Source organism: bacterium, assembly GCA_023150945.1.
Lineage (GTDB): Bacteria > Zhuqueibacterota > Zhuqueibacteria > Zhuqueibacterales > Zhuqueibacteraceae > Coneutiohabitans.
The window spans coordinates 172813-190875 of sequence record JAKLJX010000015.1; the positions used below are offsets into that span (position 1 = coordinate 172813).

14 protein-coding genes are annotated in these 18063 nt (G+C 56.8%); all 14 read left to right on the plus strand.

Features of this window, described 5'->3' with window-relative positions:
- Nucleotides 1-61: 61 nt before the first annotated feature.
- The 14 genes from glnA (at nt 62) to L6R21_19165 (ending at nt 18004) form a co-directional block, all read left to right on the plus strand.
- On the plus strand, nt 62-1480 hold the full coding sequence (gene glnA, locus L6R21_19100) for a type I glutamate--ammonia ligase (protein MCK6561309.1): 1419 nt from the start codon (nt 62-64) through the stop codon (nt 1478-1480).
- Between the two features lie 283 nt (nt 1481-1763).
- Nucleotides 1764-2777, plus strand: coding sequence for an efflux RND transporter periplasmic adaptor subunit (locus L6R21_19105; protein MCK6561310.1), 1014 nt, complete (start codon nt 1764-1766; stop codon nt 2775-2777).
- Between the two features lie 27 nt (nt 2778-2804).
- Nucleotides 2805-3068: a hypothetical protein gene (locus L6R21_19110; GenBank protein ID MCK6561311.1), complete on the plus strand. Its 264-nt coding sequence runs from the start codon at nt 2805-2807 to the stop codon at nt 3066-3068.
- A gap of 400 nt (nt 3069-3468) precedes the next feature.
- Nucleotides 3469-6573: an efflux RND transporter permease subunit gene (locus L6R21_19115; protein ID MCK6561312.1), complete on the plus strand. Its 3105-nt coding sequence runs from the start codon at nt 3469-3471 to the stop codon at nt 6571-6573.
- A gap of 118 nt (nt 6574-6691) precedes the next feature.
- Nucleotides 6692-7741 (plus strand): efflux RND transporter periplasmic adaptor subunit, encoded by a 1050-nt coding sequence (locus L6R21_19120; GenBank protein ID MCK6561313.1) that lies wholly within the window; start codon nt 6692-6694, stop codon nt 7739-7741.
- A gap of 150 nt (nt 7742-7891) precedes the next feature.
- Nucleotides 7892-11131 (plus strand): efflux RND transporter permease subunit, encoded by a 3240-nt coding sequence (locus L6R21_19125; GenBank protein MCK6561314.1) that lies wholly within the window; start codon nt 7892-7894, stop codon nt 11129-11131.
- A 48-nt stretch (nt 11132-11179) separates the two neighbouring features.
- Entirely contained in the window at nt 11180-12301 is a 1122-nt protein-coding gene (locus L6R21_19130) for a serine/threonine-protein phosphatase (GenBank protein MCK6561315.1), read from the plus strand.
- A 159-nt stretch (nt 12302-12460) separates the two neighbouring features.
- On the plus strand, nt 12461-13243 hold the full coding sequence (locus L6R21_19135; protein ID MCK6561316.1) for a flavodoxin family protein: 783 nt from the start codon (nt 12461-12463) through the stop codon (nt 13241-13243).
- Complete coding sequence (locus tag L6R21_19140) at nt 13240-13926, plus strand: DUF1295 domain-containing protein (protein ID MCK6561317.1); 687 nt, start codon at nt 13240-13242, stop codon at nt 13924-13926. The genes L6R21_19135 and L6R21_19140 overlap by 4 nt, the downstream gene beginning before the upstream one ends.
- A 132-nt stretch (nt 13927-14058) precedes the next feature.
- Complete coding sequence (locus L6R21_19145) at nt 14059-14787, plus strand: isoprenylcysteine carboxylmethyltransferase family protein (GenBank protein MCK6561318.1); 729 nt, start codon at nt 14059-14061, stop codon at nt 14785-14787.
- 46 nt (nt 14788-14833) lie between these two features.
- Nucleotides 14834-15382, plus strand: a complete 549-nt coding sequence (locus L6R21_19150) for an isoprenylcysteine carboxylmethyltransferase family protein (GenBank protein MCK6561319.1) — start codon at nt 14834-14836, stop codon at nt 15380-15382.
- A gap of 2 nt (nt 15383-15384) precedes the next feature.
- The gene (locus tag L6R21_19155) at nt 15385-16518 is read left to right on the plus strand and encodes a saccharopine dehydrogenase NADP-binding domain-containing protein (GenBank protein MCK6561320.1); all 1134 of its coding nucleotides are present in this window, start codon (nt 15385-15387) and stop codon (nt 16516-16518) included.
- Nucleotides 16519-16632: 114 nt separating this feature from the next.
- Nucleotides 16633-17418, plus strand: a complete 786-nt coding sequence (locus L6R21_19160) for a GNAT family N-acetyltransferase (GenBank protein MCK6561321.1) — start codon at nt 16633-16635, stop codon at nt 17416-17418.
- Between the two features lie 226 nt (nt 17419-17644).
- Entirely contained in the window at nt 17645-18004 is a 360-nt protein-coding gene (locus L6R21_19165) for a hypothetical protein (GenBank protein ID MCK6561322.1), read from the plus strand.
- Nucleotides 18005-18063 lie beyond the last annotated feature (59 nt).

The following is an 18063-nucleotide window of genomic DNA, read 5'->3' on the forward strand; positions in this document are numbered from 1 at the left end:
GCGAAGACTTTTCGGCTGCGCCCGCCGGGTGGCCGGTTGCTCGCTTTGAAAGGAAGTGTCAATGTTCAATCAAATCGCCGAAGCCCAGGCCTATCTGCGCGAGCAGCAATTCAAGATGGTGGATTTCAAATTCAGCGATCTGGCCGGCCGCTGGCATCATCTCACCATTCCCGCCAGCCAGTTCAACGAACAGTTGATGCGCGACGGCATCGGCTTCGACGCCTCCGCGATCGGGCTCAAGCCGCTCAAAGCCGGGGACATGGTGCTGCTGCCCGATTTGGCCACGGCATTTCGCGATCCGTTTTGGGAAATGCCCACGCTGAGTTTCATCTGCTCGGCCTACGAAGCCGACACCAAGCGTCCCTTCTCGCGTGACCCGCGCAACATCGCCCGCCGCGCCGAAGAGTACATGAAAGAGCTGGGCGTGGCGGATGAGAGCCGCTGGGGCCCGGAGTATGAGTTCTACATCTTCGATAGTGTGGCCTATGAGAATGCCGTTCACACCGCCTCGTACCGCGTGGACAGCCTGGAGGCGGATTGGCAAAGCGCCAACGGCGGGCACGGCCATTTGATTCCCCTGCACGGCGGCTATCACGTCATTCCGCCCAAGGACCAGCTTTACAACGTGCGCAGTGAAATCGCGCTGGCGCTGGAAGAGATACGCATCGAAGTGAAGTATCATCATCACGAGGTGGGCGGCCCCGGCCAGTGTGAGATCGAAACGCCGCTGATGGGCTTGTTGCGCAGCGGCGATGTCACCCAGATCGTCAAGTACGTCACCAAAATGGTCGCCCAACGCCACCGGCAGACGGCGACGTTCATGCCCAAGCCCTTGTTCGGCGAGGCCGGCAATGGCATGCACTTTCATCAGCAGCTTTTTGACAAGCGCCGCAACGTCTTCTACGACGCTGCCGGCTACGGCAAGCTCAGTCCAACCGCGCTGCATTACATCGGCGGCTTGTTGCATCACGGCGGTGCGGTGCTCGCCTTCACCAACCCCTCGACCAATTCGTACCGCCGGCTGGTGCCGGGTTTCGAAGCGCCGGTGAACGCCTTCTTCAGCTTGGGCAATCGCAGCGCGGCGATTCGCGTGCCGCTGTATGCCGATCAACCGGACACCGCCCGCTTCGAATTTCGCCCGCCGGATGCGACCTGCAACATCTACCTGGCACTGGCGGTGCAACTGCTGGCGGGCCTGGACGGCATCAAGCAGCAGATGGATCCGACCGCCATGGGCTATGGCCCCATCGATCAGAACATCTTCACCTGGAGCGACGAGCAGCGCAAGGCCATCAAGCCGCTGCCGGCCTCGTTGCGCGAGGCGCTCGAGGCCTTGGAACGCGATCACGATTTCCTGCTGCAAGGCGGCGTGTTCGATGCCGGCCAGATTGCGGAGTGGATCAAGTTCAAAAGCCAGGAATACTACGCCGTGCGCAATCGCCCGCATCCGTATGAGATGGCGCTGTATTTTGATGTGTAAAGCGGGTTCAGGCGGAAAAAATGTGATCGTTGGAGGTCTTCAGATTTGAATGATTGCCCGCGAATCACACAAAAAACGCGCCGGGCCATTTCGTGTATTTCGCGTGTTTAGTGGGTCGCCCCATGGAATGTGACGAAGTAGAAATAGCGGTATCCCAAGGAGCAGCACGATGAAACGAGCCATTTGTTTTTGCGCTGCCATCGCGTGTCTGAGCATGTTGATCGGGGGTTGCACTCAAGGCGACCCTCAAACCACCGTCGAAGCCAGGATCCCCGTCGAAACCATGACCGTTCGTTTGGGCAGTCTGGCGCAGACAATCAGTTATTACGGCGACATCAAAGCAGAGTATGAAGTCAAGGTCTTCTCGAAAATTCCTGATCGTATCGAGAGATTCTTTGTCGATGCCGGCGACCAAGTTGCCAAGGGCACGCCGCTCGCGCGCATCGCGGCCACAACCATCGAACAAGCCGTGCGGCAGGCGGAAGCGGCGCTGACCGCGGCGAAGGCGCAGGCAGCGAATTTGCGTTCCGAGTATGATCGTTTTGCGTTGCTGTATCGCGATCTCTCCGTGAGCAAGCAGCAATTCGACGCCGTTGCCACCCAGTATGAGGCGGCACAAGCGCAGGTGGAGCAAGCCGAGGCCGCGCTGGCCAGCGCCAAAAGCCAATGGCAAGACGCGACCATCACCGCGCCCATCGCCGGCATCATCGGCAAACGCTATTGCGAAGCCGGCGACATGGCCACGCCCGCGCTGCCCCTGGTCAGCGTCTGCCAGATGGAGCGGGTGAAAATGACTTTCGAGGCGACCGAAAAGGACTTGGCCAAGCTGAATCTCGGGCAGCAAACCGTCGTGCAGGTCAGCACCTATCCCGATCGGGTTTTTGCAGGAAAGGTCGTGCAGATCAGCCCGGTGCTTGATCCCTTGTCGCGCATGGCGGAAGTCGAGGTGGTGCTGGATAATCCCGGCTATCTGCTCAAGCCCGGCATGTATGCCCGCGCCGAAGTTACCACCGGCGTGATCGAAAACGTTATCCTCGTGCCGCGTCACGCCGTGATTGAGAACACCTCGCTGGAGCGCAGCCGCGGTGAGGATCAAGTGGTGAAGCATTACTTCGTCTTTGTGGTGGAGGGTGAGAAGGCGGTGCAGCGCCGGCTCGAGGTGATCGATTTGAACCACGAACATCTGGCGATTGCTTCCGGCTTGCAGATCGGTGAGCAGTTGGTGACGGTGGGACAAAACAATTTGCGGGAAGGGGCGCCGGTGGCGGTGGTGAGAAAGGATGCCGATCAATCGTGAGGAGAACCCAGGCTGTCATCAATCGGGATGAAAGAGCGGCGGGCGGCGACGCCCATCAACGATGGCATGGATGGCGATGTGCTCGCCTTCAATCTCATAGAAAATCTGGTAGACACCAACAAGAATGCGACGGAATTCACCCTCGACGCGAGGTATTTCTATGCGCTGCCATCGTTGTGGCGAATGCTCCAGCTTTTCGATTTCATCGAAGATTTTTTCCTCGAATTGCCGCGCGTGTTCTTCCGACTGGTTTTCTGCCAGGTATTGGCATCCCCTTTAGCTGGGAGATGAACTTCGGAGAGATCGTGAAGTGAACCACGAGTCGAGTTCCTTTCGCGCCTGTTCGAGTGACAAGCCCTGGCCGGCCGCCATTTGCTGACGGCTTTCGATTACACTGGCTCGAATGTAAAGCTCGAGCATAATATCTTCCAAAGTGCAATTGTCCGGCAGTTCATCAACCAGGTCACGCACAAGGTCTTTGGCACTATAGCCGGCTTTGCTTGCCGGGGCGGTTAGAACGGAATCTGCCATTGTTTTTCCTCTCGAAATTGTTGGTCGCAACATAATCTGGAAATGTCACAACCACAAGAGGCTCGTGTAAAAACAATACTGCATAAGCCATGATTGCTGCACGGAATGATTTGCGCGCTGCTGCAACGTTCGCCATTGCTCGCGAGGAGGTGCATGCTTCATGAAGATGACTGAAACCGCCATCCGGCGCGGCATCACTTTCTTCATGATTTATCTCATTGCCGCCGGTTTTGGCCTTTTTTCGCTGGCCCGCCTCGATATCGATCTCTATCCCAAGCTCGAATTCCCGATGATCGCGCTGATCTCGCAGTACACCGGCGTCGGGCCCTTCGACATGGAAACCGTGGTGACGCGCCCCATCGAAGAAGTGGTGGCGTCGGTGGAAAACATCGAAAAGATCACTTCCACCTCGGCGCAGGGCTTGTCGCTGGTGCTGCTGGAATTCGATTGGGGCACGGACATGAATCAAGCCGAGATCGACGTCCGCAACAATCTCGAATTCATTCAGGATGTTTTGCCGCAAGAAGTGGACGGCCCTTTGGTGTTTGCGTTTGATCCCTCGCAGCAGCCGGTTTTCTATCTTGCCCTCAGCTCCGAAACGCACGGCATGGCGGAATTGCGACGGATTGCCGAGCGCGATCTCGAACCTCGGCTGGAGCGCATCCCCGGCGTGGCCTCGGCGTTCACCATGGGCGGCATGCGCCGCGAGATCAAAGTGCTGGTCGATCCGGCGCGGCTGCGCGCTCACAATATTCCCATCGAACAGGTCTCGGCGGCGCTGCAATTGGGCAACCTGCAACTGCCTGCAGGCAAAATTGAAAACGCCATGCAGGAATTCACCGTTCAGACTGCCGGCGAATACGGCAATCTCGGCCAGATCGAAAACACCAGCGTGAGGGTGATGAACGGCTCGGTCATTCGCGTCAAAGACGTGGCCACCGTGGTCGATGGGTTTGTCGAGCAGCAACAAAAAGTGTGGAACAACGGCCAGTCCGCGGTGATGGTGGTGATTCAAAAACAATCCGACGCCAACACCGTGCAAGTCTGCGAGCAAGTGCGCAACCGCTTTGCGCAAATCGAAGCCGAGCTGCCCAAAGGCGTGCGCCTGAAAACCGTCGTCGATTTTTCGGAATTCATCAACCGTTCGATGTCGAATTTGGGCAACACCGCGATACAAGCCGTGGGCCTGACGGTACTGGTGCTGTTCTTCTTTCTGAGGAATCTGCGCAGCTCGCTCATCGTCGCGGTGTCGATTCCGGTATCGATGATCGTGACCTTTGCAGTGATGGATCAGGCCGGCCTGACGCTGAACATCATTTCAATGGCGGGACTGGCGCTGGCGGTCGGCATGCTGGTGGACAACTCCATTGTCGTGCTCGAAAACATCTTCCGCCACCGCGAGCTGGGCGAGGATTTGCGTGCCGCCTCGCACAACGGCGCCGCCGAGGTCTCGATGGCCATTACCGCTTCGACGCTGACCACACTGGCAGTGTTCGTGCCGGTCCTGTTCGTGCCCGGCCTGGCCGGCGAGCTCTTCAATGACATGGTGGTCACCATCTGCTTTTCGTTGACCGTTTCTCTGCTCGTTGCATTGACCCTCATACCGCTGCTGACTTCGCGGCTGCTGCATTTGCGCGACCAGCAGCACAAGCACGCCTGGTTGGCGAAAGCCGGTGACACGGTAGGCGGCTGGCTGGAACGTTTGCAGCACATCTATGCCGCCGGCTTGAAATGGTCACTGGAACACCGGAAGACCGTTGCCTTTTCCGCGTTGAGCCTGTTCCTGCTGTCCCTCATAATTCTCGCCAGTCTCGGCGGTGAATTCCTGCCACAGAGTGATTCCGGCTTCGTGGCGATTGCCGTCGACCGCGCTCCTGGCACCAGCCTGGAAGCGATGGAAACGAGTATGGCCGAAATCGACGGCATCATTCGCGCAAACGTACCGGAAGCGAAGAACACCTACATCAATTTCGGCCAGGGCGAGGGCATCATGGCGTTTTTCTCCACCCGCACCTCCAGCGAAGGCGATGTCACGCTCGGCCTCACCAATCTCTCCGAGCGCCGGCGCACGCAATTCGACATTCAGGATGACTTGCGCGGGCGTCTGAAAACCATACCCGGTGTGGAGGCGCGTTTCGCGGACCGCGGGCAGGAAGCCATGTTCGGCGGCGGCAGCGACATTACGGTGGAGATTTTTGGCCACGATTTGTCCCGCGCCGAAGCGCTGGCCCATGCCGTTGCCGACCAGGTGAAAGGCATCAAAGGCGTTGCGCAAGTGGAATCCAGCCTGCGCGAATCAGCGCCCGAGCTGCGCGTCAACTTCGATCGCCAGCGGCTGGCGGATTTGGGATTGAGCACCGCGCACCTCAGCCGGCTGGTCAGTACCAGCGTGCTGGGTTCGGTCGTCACGCGCTATCGCGAGCAGGGCGACGAGTATGACGTGCGCGTGCAACTCGTCAAAGACGCGCGCCGGAACAAGGAGGATATCGAAAACATTTTGATTGTGACGCCGGCCGGCAAGCAGATCCCGCTGCGCGCCGTCGCGGCGGTGGAATACAGCAGAGCGCCCATCGAAATCACGCGTGAGGGCCAGGAAAGAATGGTGAGCGTCAACATTGACATCGCCGGCCGCGACTTGCGCAGCGTCACCAACGACGTGCAAGCAGCGCTCCGGCAGGTAAGTGTGCCGAATGATTTCCGTATCGAGATCGGCGGCATTGCGGAGGAACAGCAGGAATCGTTCATCTATCTTGGCCTGGCGATGCTGGCGGCACTGTTGCTGGTTTACATGGTCATGGCTTCACAATTCGAATCGCTGTTGGATCCGTTCATCATCATCTTCACCATTCCGCTTTCATCCATTGGCGTGGCGCTGACGCTGCTGCTCACCGGCTCCAATCTCAACGTAATGGCGCTGATCGGCATCATCATGCTGGTCGGCATCGTCGTCAACAATGGCATCGTGTTGGTGGATTTTATCAATCAACTGCGCGCGCGCGGCCGGGGCCTGTTCGAAGCGATCATGGAAGCCGGCCGGGCGCGTCTGCGGCCCGTGCTCATGACCGCGCTCACTACCATTTTGGGAATGCTGCCGCTCGCGCTTGGCCTGGGCGAGAGCGGCGAAAACTGGGCGCCGATGGCGCGTGCGGTCATGGGCGGACTGGCCACCGCGACGGTGTTGACGCTGGTGGTGGTGCCGGTGATCTATGCCATCGTGGAAATTAAAGTGGAAAAGATCCGGCAGAAACGCGCCGCCCGCGCCTGAACCACCCGGCGACCATAACAATGCATGCTCGCTTGATCAAGCTGTCGTGTGCGCGTGATCGGCGGCGCTTGCCTGCGAATGCAAGCAATGCAGCACAACCTGTTGTGAGATGACACTTATGCGAAGACTGATCTATTTCCTGAATCTGTTGTTGTTGTTTCCTCTTCCGGCCTGTCGCAACAACGGCGGGCAGCAGACCCAAGCCAGCAATCATCGCAGCGAGATGGAGCCGGTGCCTGTGCGCGTGCAAGAGCTCAAGCCTGCGCACTTTGACGCCACCCTGCAAGTGGCCGGCGTCGTCAAGGCGTTTGAAGACGTCTATCTCAGTCCCGAAGAGGGCGGTGTGATACGAGAATGGCGGGCGCAGAAGGGCGAGTACGTCAAAAGGGGCGAACTCATTGCTGTGCTCAAAGACGAAGTTTTGCTCGCCAGTTATGCCGCGGCAGACGCGCAGTACAAGCTGGCAGAATTGAATTATGAAAAGCAAGAAAAGATCTTCACCGAGCAATCAATCAGTGAAATCCAGTACAAAAGCGCGGAATACAATCGCGATGCCGCGAAAGCGCAGGCCGAGTTGATGAAAGCGCGCTGGGAGCGCACGCAAATCCGCAGTCCCATCAACGGCGTGCTGGACGATCGCATGGTAGATGCGGGCGAGTTCGCGCCGGCAGCGACGCCCATGGCGCATCTCGTCAACACCAGCGTGGTCCAAATTCTGGCCGAGCTTCCGGAGATGCACGCCGGCAGCGCCGCGCCCGGCACGCCCGTCTCCGTCACCCTCGATGCCGTGCCCGGCGATACACTTGCCGGCAAGATTTCCTTCGTGGGCAAGACCGTGTCACCCACGAATCGGACGCTGCCGGTGGAAATCTATCTCGACAATCGCGCCGGCAAGCTCAAACCCGAAATGGTGGCCAAAGTGCGTGTCATTCTCGCATCGAAAGACAATGCGCTGTTACTGAGCGAGAACACCGTGCTGCAAGTGGATCGCGACAAGCTCGTCGTCTATGTGGAGAACGGCGGCACGGCGCAGGAACGTCACGTGAAGCTGGGCGGCCGGCAGGGTAACCTGGTTGAGATCGTTTCTGGACTCTCGCCCGGCGAGCGCGTGATTGTTTCGGGCTTTCAACGACTGGTGAATGGCAGCCCGGTGATTCTGAGTGAATAAACAGAACGCAAACACGCTCACATGATTACGCCTCCCACCTGTCGGGTTGTCGACGTCAGGAGCCTTGCACCTCTTCGCCTGCGTTATCAATCGCGGGCGGAAATGGCAAGAGCCAACGTGCAGATTCAAGTTGAATAAAGTGAGACTTCTATGTGGTTATCCAATACCGCCGTCAAGAACCGCGTCGCGGTTTATGTGTTGATGGCGATCATCATCCTGCTCGGCTGGAATTCTTATACCTCATTACCGCGTGAAGCGGCGCCGGACATCACCATTCCGTTGGTAATCGTTTCGGTGCCGTACATCGGCGTTTCACCGACGGATGTGGAAGGACTGGTCACGCAGCCGCTGGAACGCAATCTCAAATCGCTCAAGGACGTCAAAGAGATCACCTCGGCTTCGAAAGAAGGGCTCTCCACCATCCGCGTCGAATTCAACACCGGCATTGATATCGACGATGCGTTGCGCCGCGTGCGCGATGAAGTCAATTCCACCCGGCCCGAGCTGCCCGATGACATTCTCGATCCGATTGTTTCGGAAATCAACATCAGTGAATTTCCGATCATGTATGTGAACGTCGGCGGCGGCCTGGGTTTGGTGCGGCTCAAGAAAATTGCCGAGGATTTGCAGGACAAGATCGAAGCCATTCCCGGCGTGTTGCGCGCGGATATCAACGGCGGTCTGGAACCGGAGGTGCAGGTCAACTGCGATATCTATCGTCTCGCCGCGTATGAAATCAGTTTCGACGACGTCGCCAATGCTGTGCGCGCGGAGAACATTTCTCTGCCCGGCGGCTCGATCGACACGAAAGAAAAGAATTTCACCGTGCGCGTGCCCGGCGAATTCAAGGACGTGCGGCCGCTGGAAGACATCGTCGTCAAGGTGCGCCAGGGCAAGGCCATCTACCTGCGCGATGTCGCCACCGTGGATTATTCTTTTGAAGATCGTCTCACCTATTCGCGTCTCAACGGCACCGAGGTGGTAACGCTGGGCGTGCGCAAGCGCGCCGGCGAAAATCTCATCCGCATTGCCGATCAAGTGAAGGAAATTCTTGCGGCGGAGCAGGCGCATCTGCCGGCGGGCGTCAAACTTGAAATTTCGAACGATCAATCCCGTAATATCAGAACTTTGGTGAGTGAGCTGGAAAACAGCATCTTCACCGGCATGTTTCTCGTGGTTATCACACTCTTCATGTTTTTCGGCTTCAAGAACTCCCTGCTGATCTCCACCGCCATTCCGTTTTCGATGTTGATCGGCTTCACCGTGCTGGCGGCATTCAACATCACGCTGAATTTTGTGGTGCTGTTCACCCTGGTGCTGGTATTGGGCATTCTCGTCGATGATGCCATCGTGGTGATCGAAAACATCTATCGCCATCAACAGGAATACCATCAGAGTCCGGTGGAAGCTGCGCAAGCCGCAACCTCGGAAGTGGCGCTGCCGGTGATCACCTCAACGGTGACCACCGTGTCGGGCTTCATTCCGTTGTTGTTTTGGCCCGGCGTGGTGGGCGATTTCATGTGGTATTTGCCGATCACGCTCATCGTCACGCTCGGCGCTTCGCTGCTGGTGGCCTTCATCATCAGTCCGGTGCAAGGCGCGCAGTGGATCGACTACAAAAAGGAAATTCGCAAGGCGCGTGAGAATCTCGAACATCCGCATTGGTACAAAAAGTACAACCCGTTCACGATTCTCTATCACAAAGTGGATGAAAAATTCTTCCCTTACATGCAGCGGCAATACGTGCAGGCCTTGCATTGGACGCTGCAACGCAAGGGCCTTACGATTGGGGCTTCCGTGGTTTTTCTGATTTTGGTGTTCCTGCTGTTCGGTGTGTTCAACACCGGCGTCGAGTTTTTCCCGAACGTCGAGCCTTCTCTCGTGCGCGTCGTGGTGGAAAGTCCCTCCGGCACCTCGCTGGATGTGACCAACGGCATCGCGGAATCTCTTGAGGAACGGCTGGCGCAGATTCCCGGCAGGAAGGACATCGAGTTTGTGGTGGCGAGCGCCGGCACTTCGGAAGATCCGTTTGATTTCGGCGGCCAGGGCACGCCGAACAAGGCGCAGATCGCGATCAACTTTTATGAAAAATTACAGCGCCGCCAAAGCAGTTTTGTCACGCTCGAGGAAATCCGGCGCGGCACCACGGGCCTCGCCGGCGCGGAAGTGCGCGTGAACCGACAGGAGATGGGACCGCCGGTGGGCGCTCCGGTGAGTGTGGAAATTTCGGGCGAGGATTATGCCCAACTCGCCGAGCTGAGCAGTCGCATCAAAGAAAAAATCAAATCCGTGCCGAATCTGGTGGATTTGAAAGATGACTACGACATCGGCAAACCGGAGGTCGTCGTCATTGTCGATCGCGAGAAAGCCGGACGGCTGTGGTCGAACACGCGTCAAGTCGCGGCCACCGTGCGCGCGGCGGTCAACGGCATCGAGGCGTCCAAATATCGCGTCGGCGAAGACGAATACAAGATTCGCGTGCGCGCGCTCGAAGCGCAGCGCCGCAACGTCGAGGACTTGGAAAATGTCCATATCACTTTCATGAACATGGAAGGCCGGCGCTATTCCTTCCCTTTGACCTCCGTTGCCGAGATTTGCCGCACGTCTTCCATCACCGACATTCGCCGCAAGGACATGAAGCGCGTGATCACCATTAGCGGTGAAGTCGAAGGCCGCCTCGCCTCCGAAGTGCTCAACGACGTGAAGGCCCGGCTCGCGAACTTCGAGCTGCCCGCGGGTTATGAGATCAAATTCACCGGCAAGGATGAAGAACAAAAGAAGGCCGAGGCTTTTCTGAAAGATGCCTTTGTCATCACCCTGCTGTTGGTGTTTTTGATTTTGGTTTCGGAATTCAATTCCATTCGGGTGCCGTTTGTGATCATGCTGTCGGTGCTGCTGTCATTGATCGGCGTGATGATCGGCCTGATGGTGACACGCCTGCCCTTCAGCGTGATCATGACCGGCGTGGGGGTGATCGCGCTCGCCGGCATCGTGGTGCGCAACGGCATTGTGCTGCTCGATTTTGCCAAACAGAAGCTGCAACAAGGCATGCCACTGGAGGAAGCGCTGGTCGAAGCCGGCCGCGTGCGTCTGCGGCCGGTATTGCTCACCGCCGCCGCCACCGTGCTGGGCGTGCTGCCGCTGGCCACTGGTTTCGATTTCAATTGGCGCGAGCTGCATTTCGTCATCGGCGCCGAAAGCGCAGATTTCTGGGGCCCGCTCGGCGTGGCGATTATCTTCGGTTTGACCATCGCGACTTTCCTCACCCTGGTGATCGTGCCGACTTTTTATGCGCTGCTCGAAAGCTGGTCACAAGGTCTCGTTTCGTTCTCGCGCCGGCTCTTTGCCAATCGCAATAATTCCGGTGAACCGGAGAAAAGCACACGGTGATATTCGCCTTTGCTGGCGCCAGGCTTCTCATCAAGATGCAGAATTGATATGGCAACGCAGGACACCGCCGCCGAACCCAAGCTGGGCAGACTTCTGCTTGCTGACGTTCGCCACGGCGATTTCAAGCGCACATTGCGCCGCGATTGGAGCGAGCTCAAGGAATTCTATCTCGATCAAGAGCGCAAAACCCGCCTGCAAGGTATGGGGAAGTTCAAGCGTTTCTTTGTCATGGCATGGTGGCTGATCAAGAGCTTGTTCTTGAAGCTGACGCCGGTGCGGCGCGTGCTGGTCGTGATCAGTTGCGTTCTCGTCATCCAATCCGGCACGATCGGCTTTGCAGGAAGCAATGTGAATGTCACCAGTGACACGGGCAAGGCCGGCTTCATAATTCTGCTCTTCGTGCTCATGCTCGAATTGAAAGACAAGATGACCGCGCAAAGCGAGCTGGCTGCCGGCCGCGTGGTGCAGCGCGCGCTCATGCCCAAGCGCAATCCGGTGGTGGCCGGCTGGGAAATCTGGATGATTGCGCAGCCGGCAAATGAAGTCAGCGGGGACTTTGTGGATTATCTGGCCCTGGATGGCGAGCGCTTGGGCTTGGCGTTGGGCGATGTGGCGGGCAAAGGCTTGAAGGCTGCGCTGCTCATGGTGAAACTGCAAGCCACGTTGCGCGCGTTGGCAGCGGAATTCGACTCGCTCGCGGAGCTGGGCGCCAAGTTGAACGCGATTCTTCGGCGTGATGGCTTGCCGGACAGTTTTGCTTCGCTGGTGTACCTGGAATTGCAGCCCGACTCCGGCAGCGTGCGCTTGCTCAATGCCGGCCACATGCCGCCGCTCCGCCTCAGCGATTTCAAGCTGGAAGAAATTGCACAACACGCCACGGCCTTGGGCCTCACACCTGAAGCGACATTTGTGGAGCAGAGAGTTGAATTGCAGAGGGGAGAAACTCTCTTGATCTATTCCGATGGTTTGACCGAGGCACGCAACGAGGCCGGTGACTTTTTCGGTGAAGAGCGCTTGTTTGCCCTGCTGCGTTCGTTGGCGGGATTGCAGGCTGCCGAAATGGGCGCAAGGATCATCGCCGCAATCGCCGCGTTCGTTGGGGAGGCCCCCGCGCATGACGATCTTTCGATGTTGGTGCTGCAACGCACCGCTGCCGGACCGCACCAGTAATCTGCACGCACGGCACCTCGCTTCTGCCCCACCGGACGCCGGTCCCAGCCCACCGCAGGACGCAATTCTCATCAGCCGCAGTCTCTTTGGCGGTATGCAAGGTGAGGCCGTGAAGACCTTGCCAACTTTTTCCGCGTGCGAATCCACGGAGGTCAGCACATGAAAAGAGTGACCGCTTTCGTTGGAAGTGCCCGCAAACAGCACACCTACTCGGCCGTCCGCCAGTTCCTGGACAACCTGCGATCGTTGGGGGAGGTCGAAAATGAGATCATCGCCCTGAGCGACTATCGCCTCAACACTTGTCGAGGCTGCAAGCTGTGCTTCGCGAAGGGTGAGGAGTTTTGCCCGTTCAAGGATGACCGCGATCTGCTCATTGAGAAGATGAGGTCTGCAGACGGAGTTATCTTTGCCTCCCCGAACTACTCGTTCCAAGTCTCCGCCCTGATGAAGATCTTCCTCGACAGACTCGGCTTTGTCTTTCATCGTCCGTGCTTTTTTGGGAAGACCTTCACCAGTATCGTTGCCCAGGGCATCTATGGCGGCGACCACATCGTGAGCTACCTCGATTTCGTCGGCAATGGCTTGGGCTTCAACACCGTCAAAGGCACGTGCTTCACTGCTCTTGAACCGATGACGGAGAAGGAAAAGCAGAAGATGGACAAGGCTCTCGCGCAGCAGAGCAAGCAGTTCTACGAAAGACTGCTTGAGCCGGAATATCCAGTGCCGACGTTGTTCAAGCTCATGGGCTTTCGGATGGGCCGCACGAGCATAAGGCTGGAGCTCGATGACAACAGTCGCGACTACCGATACTACAGGGACCAAGGCTGGTTCGAGTCTGACTACTTCTACCCCGTTCGCTTGGGCGTGTTGAAGAAGTTGACTGGTGGTCTCTTCGACTCAATCCAAGCGCGAATGACGAGAAATAGGAGAGGTGGATCTTGAGCCACATAAAGAGAAAGCTTCAATTTCAGGGTGAGAAGTCCCCTTCGTTCGCTCCGAAGTCTGCGATCATCTCCTGGTACCTTATTTGCGTTGTGGGCGCCACCTGGCTGGCATTCTCTGCGCCGAACGAAGCCGATCGTTCGGTAAACTTCGGCCGGCAGGTGGCGCTGCTCGCCGGCGTATTCATTTACATGGCGAGGGCCGCCATCACGCTCTTTGTTTTCGTAAAGCGGAAAATCCCCTGGTGGGAGGCAGCCTCGGGAGGGGGGCTGATCGGTTTCGTGCTTTTCATGTTTCTGCGTGACGGCCTCCAGACGCCCCAGCCGCTCGGCTTGGTGGATGTGGCAGGGGCACTGCTCTACTTCATAGGATCTTATCTCGGAACTGCATCTGAGTATTCACGGCATATCTGGAAAGCCCTTCCCGGGAACAAAGGACACCTCTACACGGGAGGCTTATTCAAGTACTGCCGGCATATCAATTATTTCGGCGATCTGCTTCTCTTCAGTGGCTTGGCCGTCCTCACTCGGCAACTGTGGGCGGGCATCGTGCCTGTGGCCATGGGCTTGAACTTCGCTTTCGTTCTGATCCCGGCTCATGACGCCTATCTCGCGATGCGATACGGCGGTGCGTTCGAGGACTATGCACGGCGGACGAAGAAGCTGGTGCCACTTCTCTATTGAGGCACGACGAAGTGCCCGTGCCCTCAACAGGGAATACTCGCAGCAAATTCGGCATCGGGGTTCCGAACCCTCGGTTTGAACTCTTTGAGCGATTGGAGTACTTCCGTGATCTCCATCTGAAGGATTTTGCTGATGAACACCAAAGTGGAAAACCCTTCTGCCGACAACCAGCCCAACCTCCAGGCGGGCATTGCCGCGCGGTTTGCACAAGTGGCGGGCATGTTCCTCTTGCAGGCAGTTATTCTTTTTCTCTCTGCCGGCCGCCTCGACTGGCTTTGGGCGTGGGTCTATTTGGCGATCTGCCTCGTGAGTGTAGCAATCAACGGCACGATCATGCTTCGTGCCAGTCCCGAGACCATCGCTGAGCGCGGCCGCCCAAGCAAGCAAACAAAGGATTGGGACAAGGTCGTGGCCGGCCTCTGGAGTTTGATCCTATTTCTTGCGGTTCCGCTGGTCGCGGGCCTGGATATGCGTTTCGGTTGGACGCGCGAGCTTAGCGCGAGTTGGAACTTCGCGGGCGCCGTCCTGCTGGCGGGTGGATTGGCCCTTGCCGGCTGGGCGATGCTCGCCAATGCGTTTTTTTCAACCGCTGTGCGCATTCAAAGCGACCGCGGCCAGACCGTGTGCCGCAGCGGGCCCTATAGGTTTGTGAGGCACCCCGGCTATGCGGGATTCATTCTCCAATCACTCGGCACTCCGCTCGTGTTCGGTTCGCGGTGGGCGCTAATTCCCGGCCTGGTGGCCGCGGTGCTTATGATTCTCCGGACGGCTTTGGAGGATCGCATGCTTCAAGCCGAATTGGGTGGCTACCGGGATTTTGTTCACGAAGTCCGTTACCGCCTCGTTCCCGGTATTTGGTGAGGAGGTTGACTCATCGCTTTCCTGAATACTGCAGGAGAATCAGCGCATGCGTGAGACGTTAGCATTTTCTCTCGGCACGCTTTGCTTGGTGCTATTCTCATGGCGCACGTTCCGCCATCCCGGCTCGCATGGCTTCTACCGATTCTTTGCAGCAGAGGCGATGCTGGCGTTGATCATCACGAATGCTGCGGTGTGGTTTCATGATCCGCTCAGGCCGCGGCAACTCGTCTCCTGGCTCCTGCTTTTCGCCGCGCTCGTGCTGGCGGTGCACGGCTTCGTGTTGCTGCATCGCCGTGGCAAGCCAAATGCAGACCAAGAAAACAATGCGGATTTTGTATTTGAAAAGACGACCACCTTGATTCGCAGCGGTGCCTACAAGTATATCCGCCACCCGCTTTACACGTCGCTACTGTTACTGACTTGGGGCGCGCTTCTGAAGCATGTCACTCTCGTGGCATTGTCGCTCGCGGCATGTGCCACCGCGTTTCTGGTTGCTACTGCGCTTGCGGAAGAGCAGGAGAATCTCGCCCGGTTTGGTGAAGCATACGCCACCTACTCAAGGACGACAAAGCGGTTCATTCCATTTTTGGTATGAAGATGAGCAACAAGAGAATCGTCATTCTTGGCGGCTACGGTAACACCGGCAGCCTCATTGCCAGGTATCTGCTGCAGGAAGCCACTTGCGAGTTGGTCCTCGCGGGCAGGAACAGAAGCAGAGCTGAGCAGCTCGCGCTTGAGCTGAACCGTCAATCTCAAGGCCGGCGCGTCTCCGGCGCGTTTGCCAATGCCGCGGAAGAGGTGAGTCTCACCCGCGTTTTCGCGGGCGCGGATTTGGTCGTCGTTGCTTCGAGTACAACCCCATTCACCCAGCCCATCGCCGCGGCAGCGCTGGCGTCGCGGTGCGACTACTTTGACATTCAGTTTTCCCATGCCAAGATTGACTACTTGAAATTTATCGAGAATGACATTCGATCGGCCGGGCTTTGCTTCATCACCGACGGCGGTTTTCATCCCGGCCTGCCGGCGGTCATGATTCGCCATATCGCTGAAGAATTCGACCGGCTTCAAATAGCGCGTGTCGGCAGCGTTATCAAAATCAACTGGCGGGATTTGTCACTGGGCGATGATACGTTCGCGGAGTTGATCGAATTCATGAATGATTTCTCCGGCGCGGTTTTCCAAAAGGGCAAATGGCAAAAGGTGCGCTGGCTCGGCATGTTTGACACGATTTGGATGGATTTTGATGCGCCGTTTGGAAAGAGTTACTGTGTGCCGATGCCGATTGAAGAGATCACCAGCTTGCCCGCAATGTACCCCGGCCTGCAAGACACCGGCTTTTATGTTGGCGGTTTCAACTGGTTTGTTGATTGGCTCGTCTTTCCGTTCATTTGGCCGTTGTACAAGTTGTTGGGCAAGCGCAGCGTCAAACCGCTCGGCAAGGTTTTGGGTTGGGGCTTGCGAAATTTTTCCCAGCCTCCCTTTGGCACTCGGCTGAAAGTGGAAGCTGCCGGCCTGAAAGACGGCAGGAAAAAATCGCACAGCCTGCTGCTATCGCATGCCGACGGCTACGCTTTCACCGCGATTCCGGTGGTCGCGACCCTGCTGCAATACCTGGGTGAAGCAGGCCGCAAACCCGGCTTGTGGACGCAGGCGCATTTCGTGGAGCCAAAGCAGATGATCAAGGACATGCAGAGAATGGGCATTGTGCTCACTGAATCCGGTTTGGAATAGGCCAATGGTTTTGCCCCAAATCGTTTTGCCTTTTTGAAAAGTTAGCCGCATTGGGCGGCATGCCTGCTTGGTTTGCAGGCTGGAAGTCCGCGCTACGATTTCGGAGATCATCGCATGTCTACCAAACCTCGTGCAAAACTGATCGATGTAACCGTCGAAAACGTCGCCGAGAAGGGTTTCTTCTGCTACATGAGCAAGCCCAAAGCCGAAGGCTATCAGCGAAAATTGAACTGGCTCAAAGCGCGCTTCGCGGAAGGCATGCGCATCAAAATGTACGAGCTGCCGCAACGCGGCTTCATCGAATACATTCCCGGCGATTACGCCTGGCGCACTGTCGAGGCCAAAGGCTACATGTTCATTCACTGCCTCTGGGTGGTGGGCAGGAGCAAAGACCAGGGCCTCGGCGGGCGTTTGCTCAAGGCATGCATCAAAGATGCCCGCGAAGCCGGCATGCACGGCGTGGCCATGCTCACCAGCGAAGGCAATTGGCTGGCCGGCAAAGAACTGCTGCTCCAATATGGCTTCAAATCAGTTGCGCAAGCCCCGCCGGTATTTGACTTGATGGTGATGAAATTTGATCATGCGCCAGTGCCGACTCTTTTGGACGATTGGGGCAAAAAAGCGGAGCAATATGCGCACGAGCTTACCGTATTTCGCTCGGATCAATGTCCTTATATCGATGATGCCGCTAAAACCGTCCTGAACGCGGCAAAAAAACTTGGCCTTGAAAGCCGCGTTGTGGAATTGAAAACCTGTGATGAGGTCAGAAATTTATCGCCTTCGCCTTACGGGGTGTTTAGCATCGTGTACAATGGCAGATTGCTGTCATCTTACTATCTGTTGGAAAAAGAATTGTTGAAACGGTTGGAAGAATTTAAAAGGAGTCACTATGAAAGGTAAAACCGCAAGTTTTGTGTTCTTGGGAGTCTGTGTCATTCTCGCTGCTCTGTTGCTTACCAAGACGATCACTCCCATTCAGAGCGGAACGGTTTTCGCCATAGCTCTCGTTCTGCTGGGCGCAATCTCTGGTGGGTTTCGAAAGAAGTAAGCGTAGGCTGTTCGCTTGATCCCATTAGAAGCTGACTCCGCCAAATTCAAAACGGAATAATGCTCGCGAGAAAAACGTATGGAATCAACACAGAACAATGGCCGCAAGCTTCTCCTGATTCGACTAGTCCACACGCTGATTTGGGCATTCTTTGTGTTCGTCATCGGCTACATTCTGTATGCGGGAGTTTTTGATAAGATTGGGGTTTTGGTTTGGAGTGCCATTGGCTTGATCATTTTGGAGGGCATTGTTTTGCAGCTCAACAACGGGAGTTTCCCGTTGACTCCCATCGCTGCGCGATACACCAGCACGAGAGATGATAACTTTGATATTTTTTTGCCAAAATGGTTGGCCAAGAACAATAAGATCATATTCAGTTCGATTTGGCTCCTGGGTGTAGCCATCGTCATATACCGAGTGTTATTGAGTTTTGCATAAGTAATAGGAAATTGACAGTTTTTTGATTATATTAAGAGGCATGAGACCTTATGGAGCTG

Bases quoted from the DNA above. Each gene is read 5' to 3' on its own strand.
- glnA (MCK6561309.1), top strand. From the start codon at position 62: ATGTTCAATCAAATCGCCGAAGCCCAGGCCTATCTGCGCGAGCAGCAA.
- L6R21_19105 (MCK6561310.1), top strand. From the start codon at position 1,764: ATGACCGTTCGTTTGGGCAGTCTGGCGCAGACAATCAGTTATTACGGC.
- L6R21_19110 (MCK6561311.1), top strand. From the start codon at position 2,805: ATGAAAGAGCGGCGGGCGGCGACGCCCATCAACGATGGCATGGATGGC.
- L6R21_19115 (MCK6561312.1), top strand. From the start codon at position 3,469: ATGAAGATGACTGAAACCGCCATCCGGCGCGGCATCACTTTCTTCATG.
- L6R21_19120 (MCK6561313.1), top strand. From the start codon at position 6,692: ATGCGAAGACTGATCTATTTCCTGAATCTGTTGTTGTTGTTTCCTCTT.
- L6R21_19125 (MCK6561314.1), top strand. From the start codon at position 7,892: ATGTGGTTATCCAATACCGCCGTCAAGAACCGCGTCGCGGTTTATGTG.
- L6R21_19130 (MCK6561315.1), top strand. From the start codon at position 11,180: ATGGCAACGCAGGACACCGCCGCCGAACCCAAGCTGGGCAGACTTCTG.
- L6R21_19135 (MCK6561316.1), top strand. From the start codon at position 12,461: ATGAAAAGAGTGACCGCTTTCGTTGGAAGTGCCCGCAAACAGCACACC.
- L6R21_19145 (MCK6561318.1), top strand. From the start codon at position 14,059: ATGAACACCAAAGTGGAAAACCCTTCTGCCGACAACCAGCCCAACCTC.
- L6R21_19150 (MCK6561319.1), top strand. From the start codon at position 14,834: ATGCGTGAGACGTTAGCATTTTCTCTCGGCACGCTTTGCTTGGTGCTA.
- L6R21_19155 (MCK6561320.1), top strand. From the start codon at position 15,385: ATGAGCAACAAGAGAATCGTCATTCTTGGCGGCTACGGTAACACCGGC.
- L6R21_19160 (MCK6561321.1), top strand. From the start codon at position 16,633: ATGTCTACCAAACCTCGTGCAAAACTGATCGATGTAACCGTCGAAAAC.
- L6R21_19165 (MCK6561322.1), top strand. From the start codon at position 17,645: ATGGAATCAACACAGAACAATGGCCGCAAGCTTCTCCTGATTCGACTA.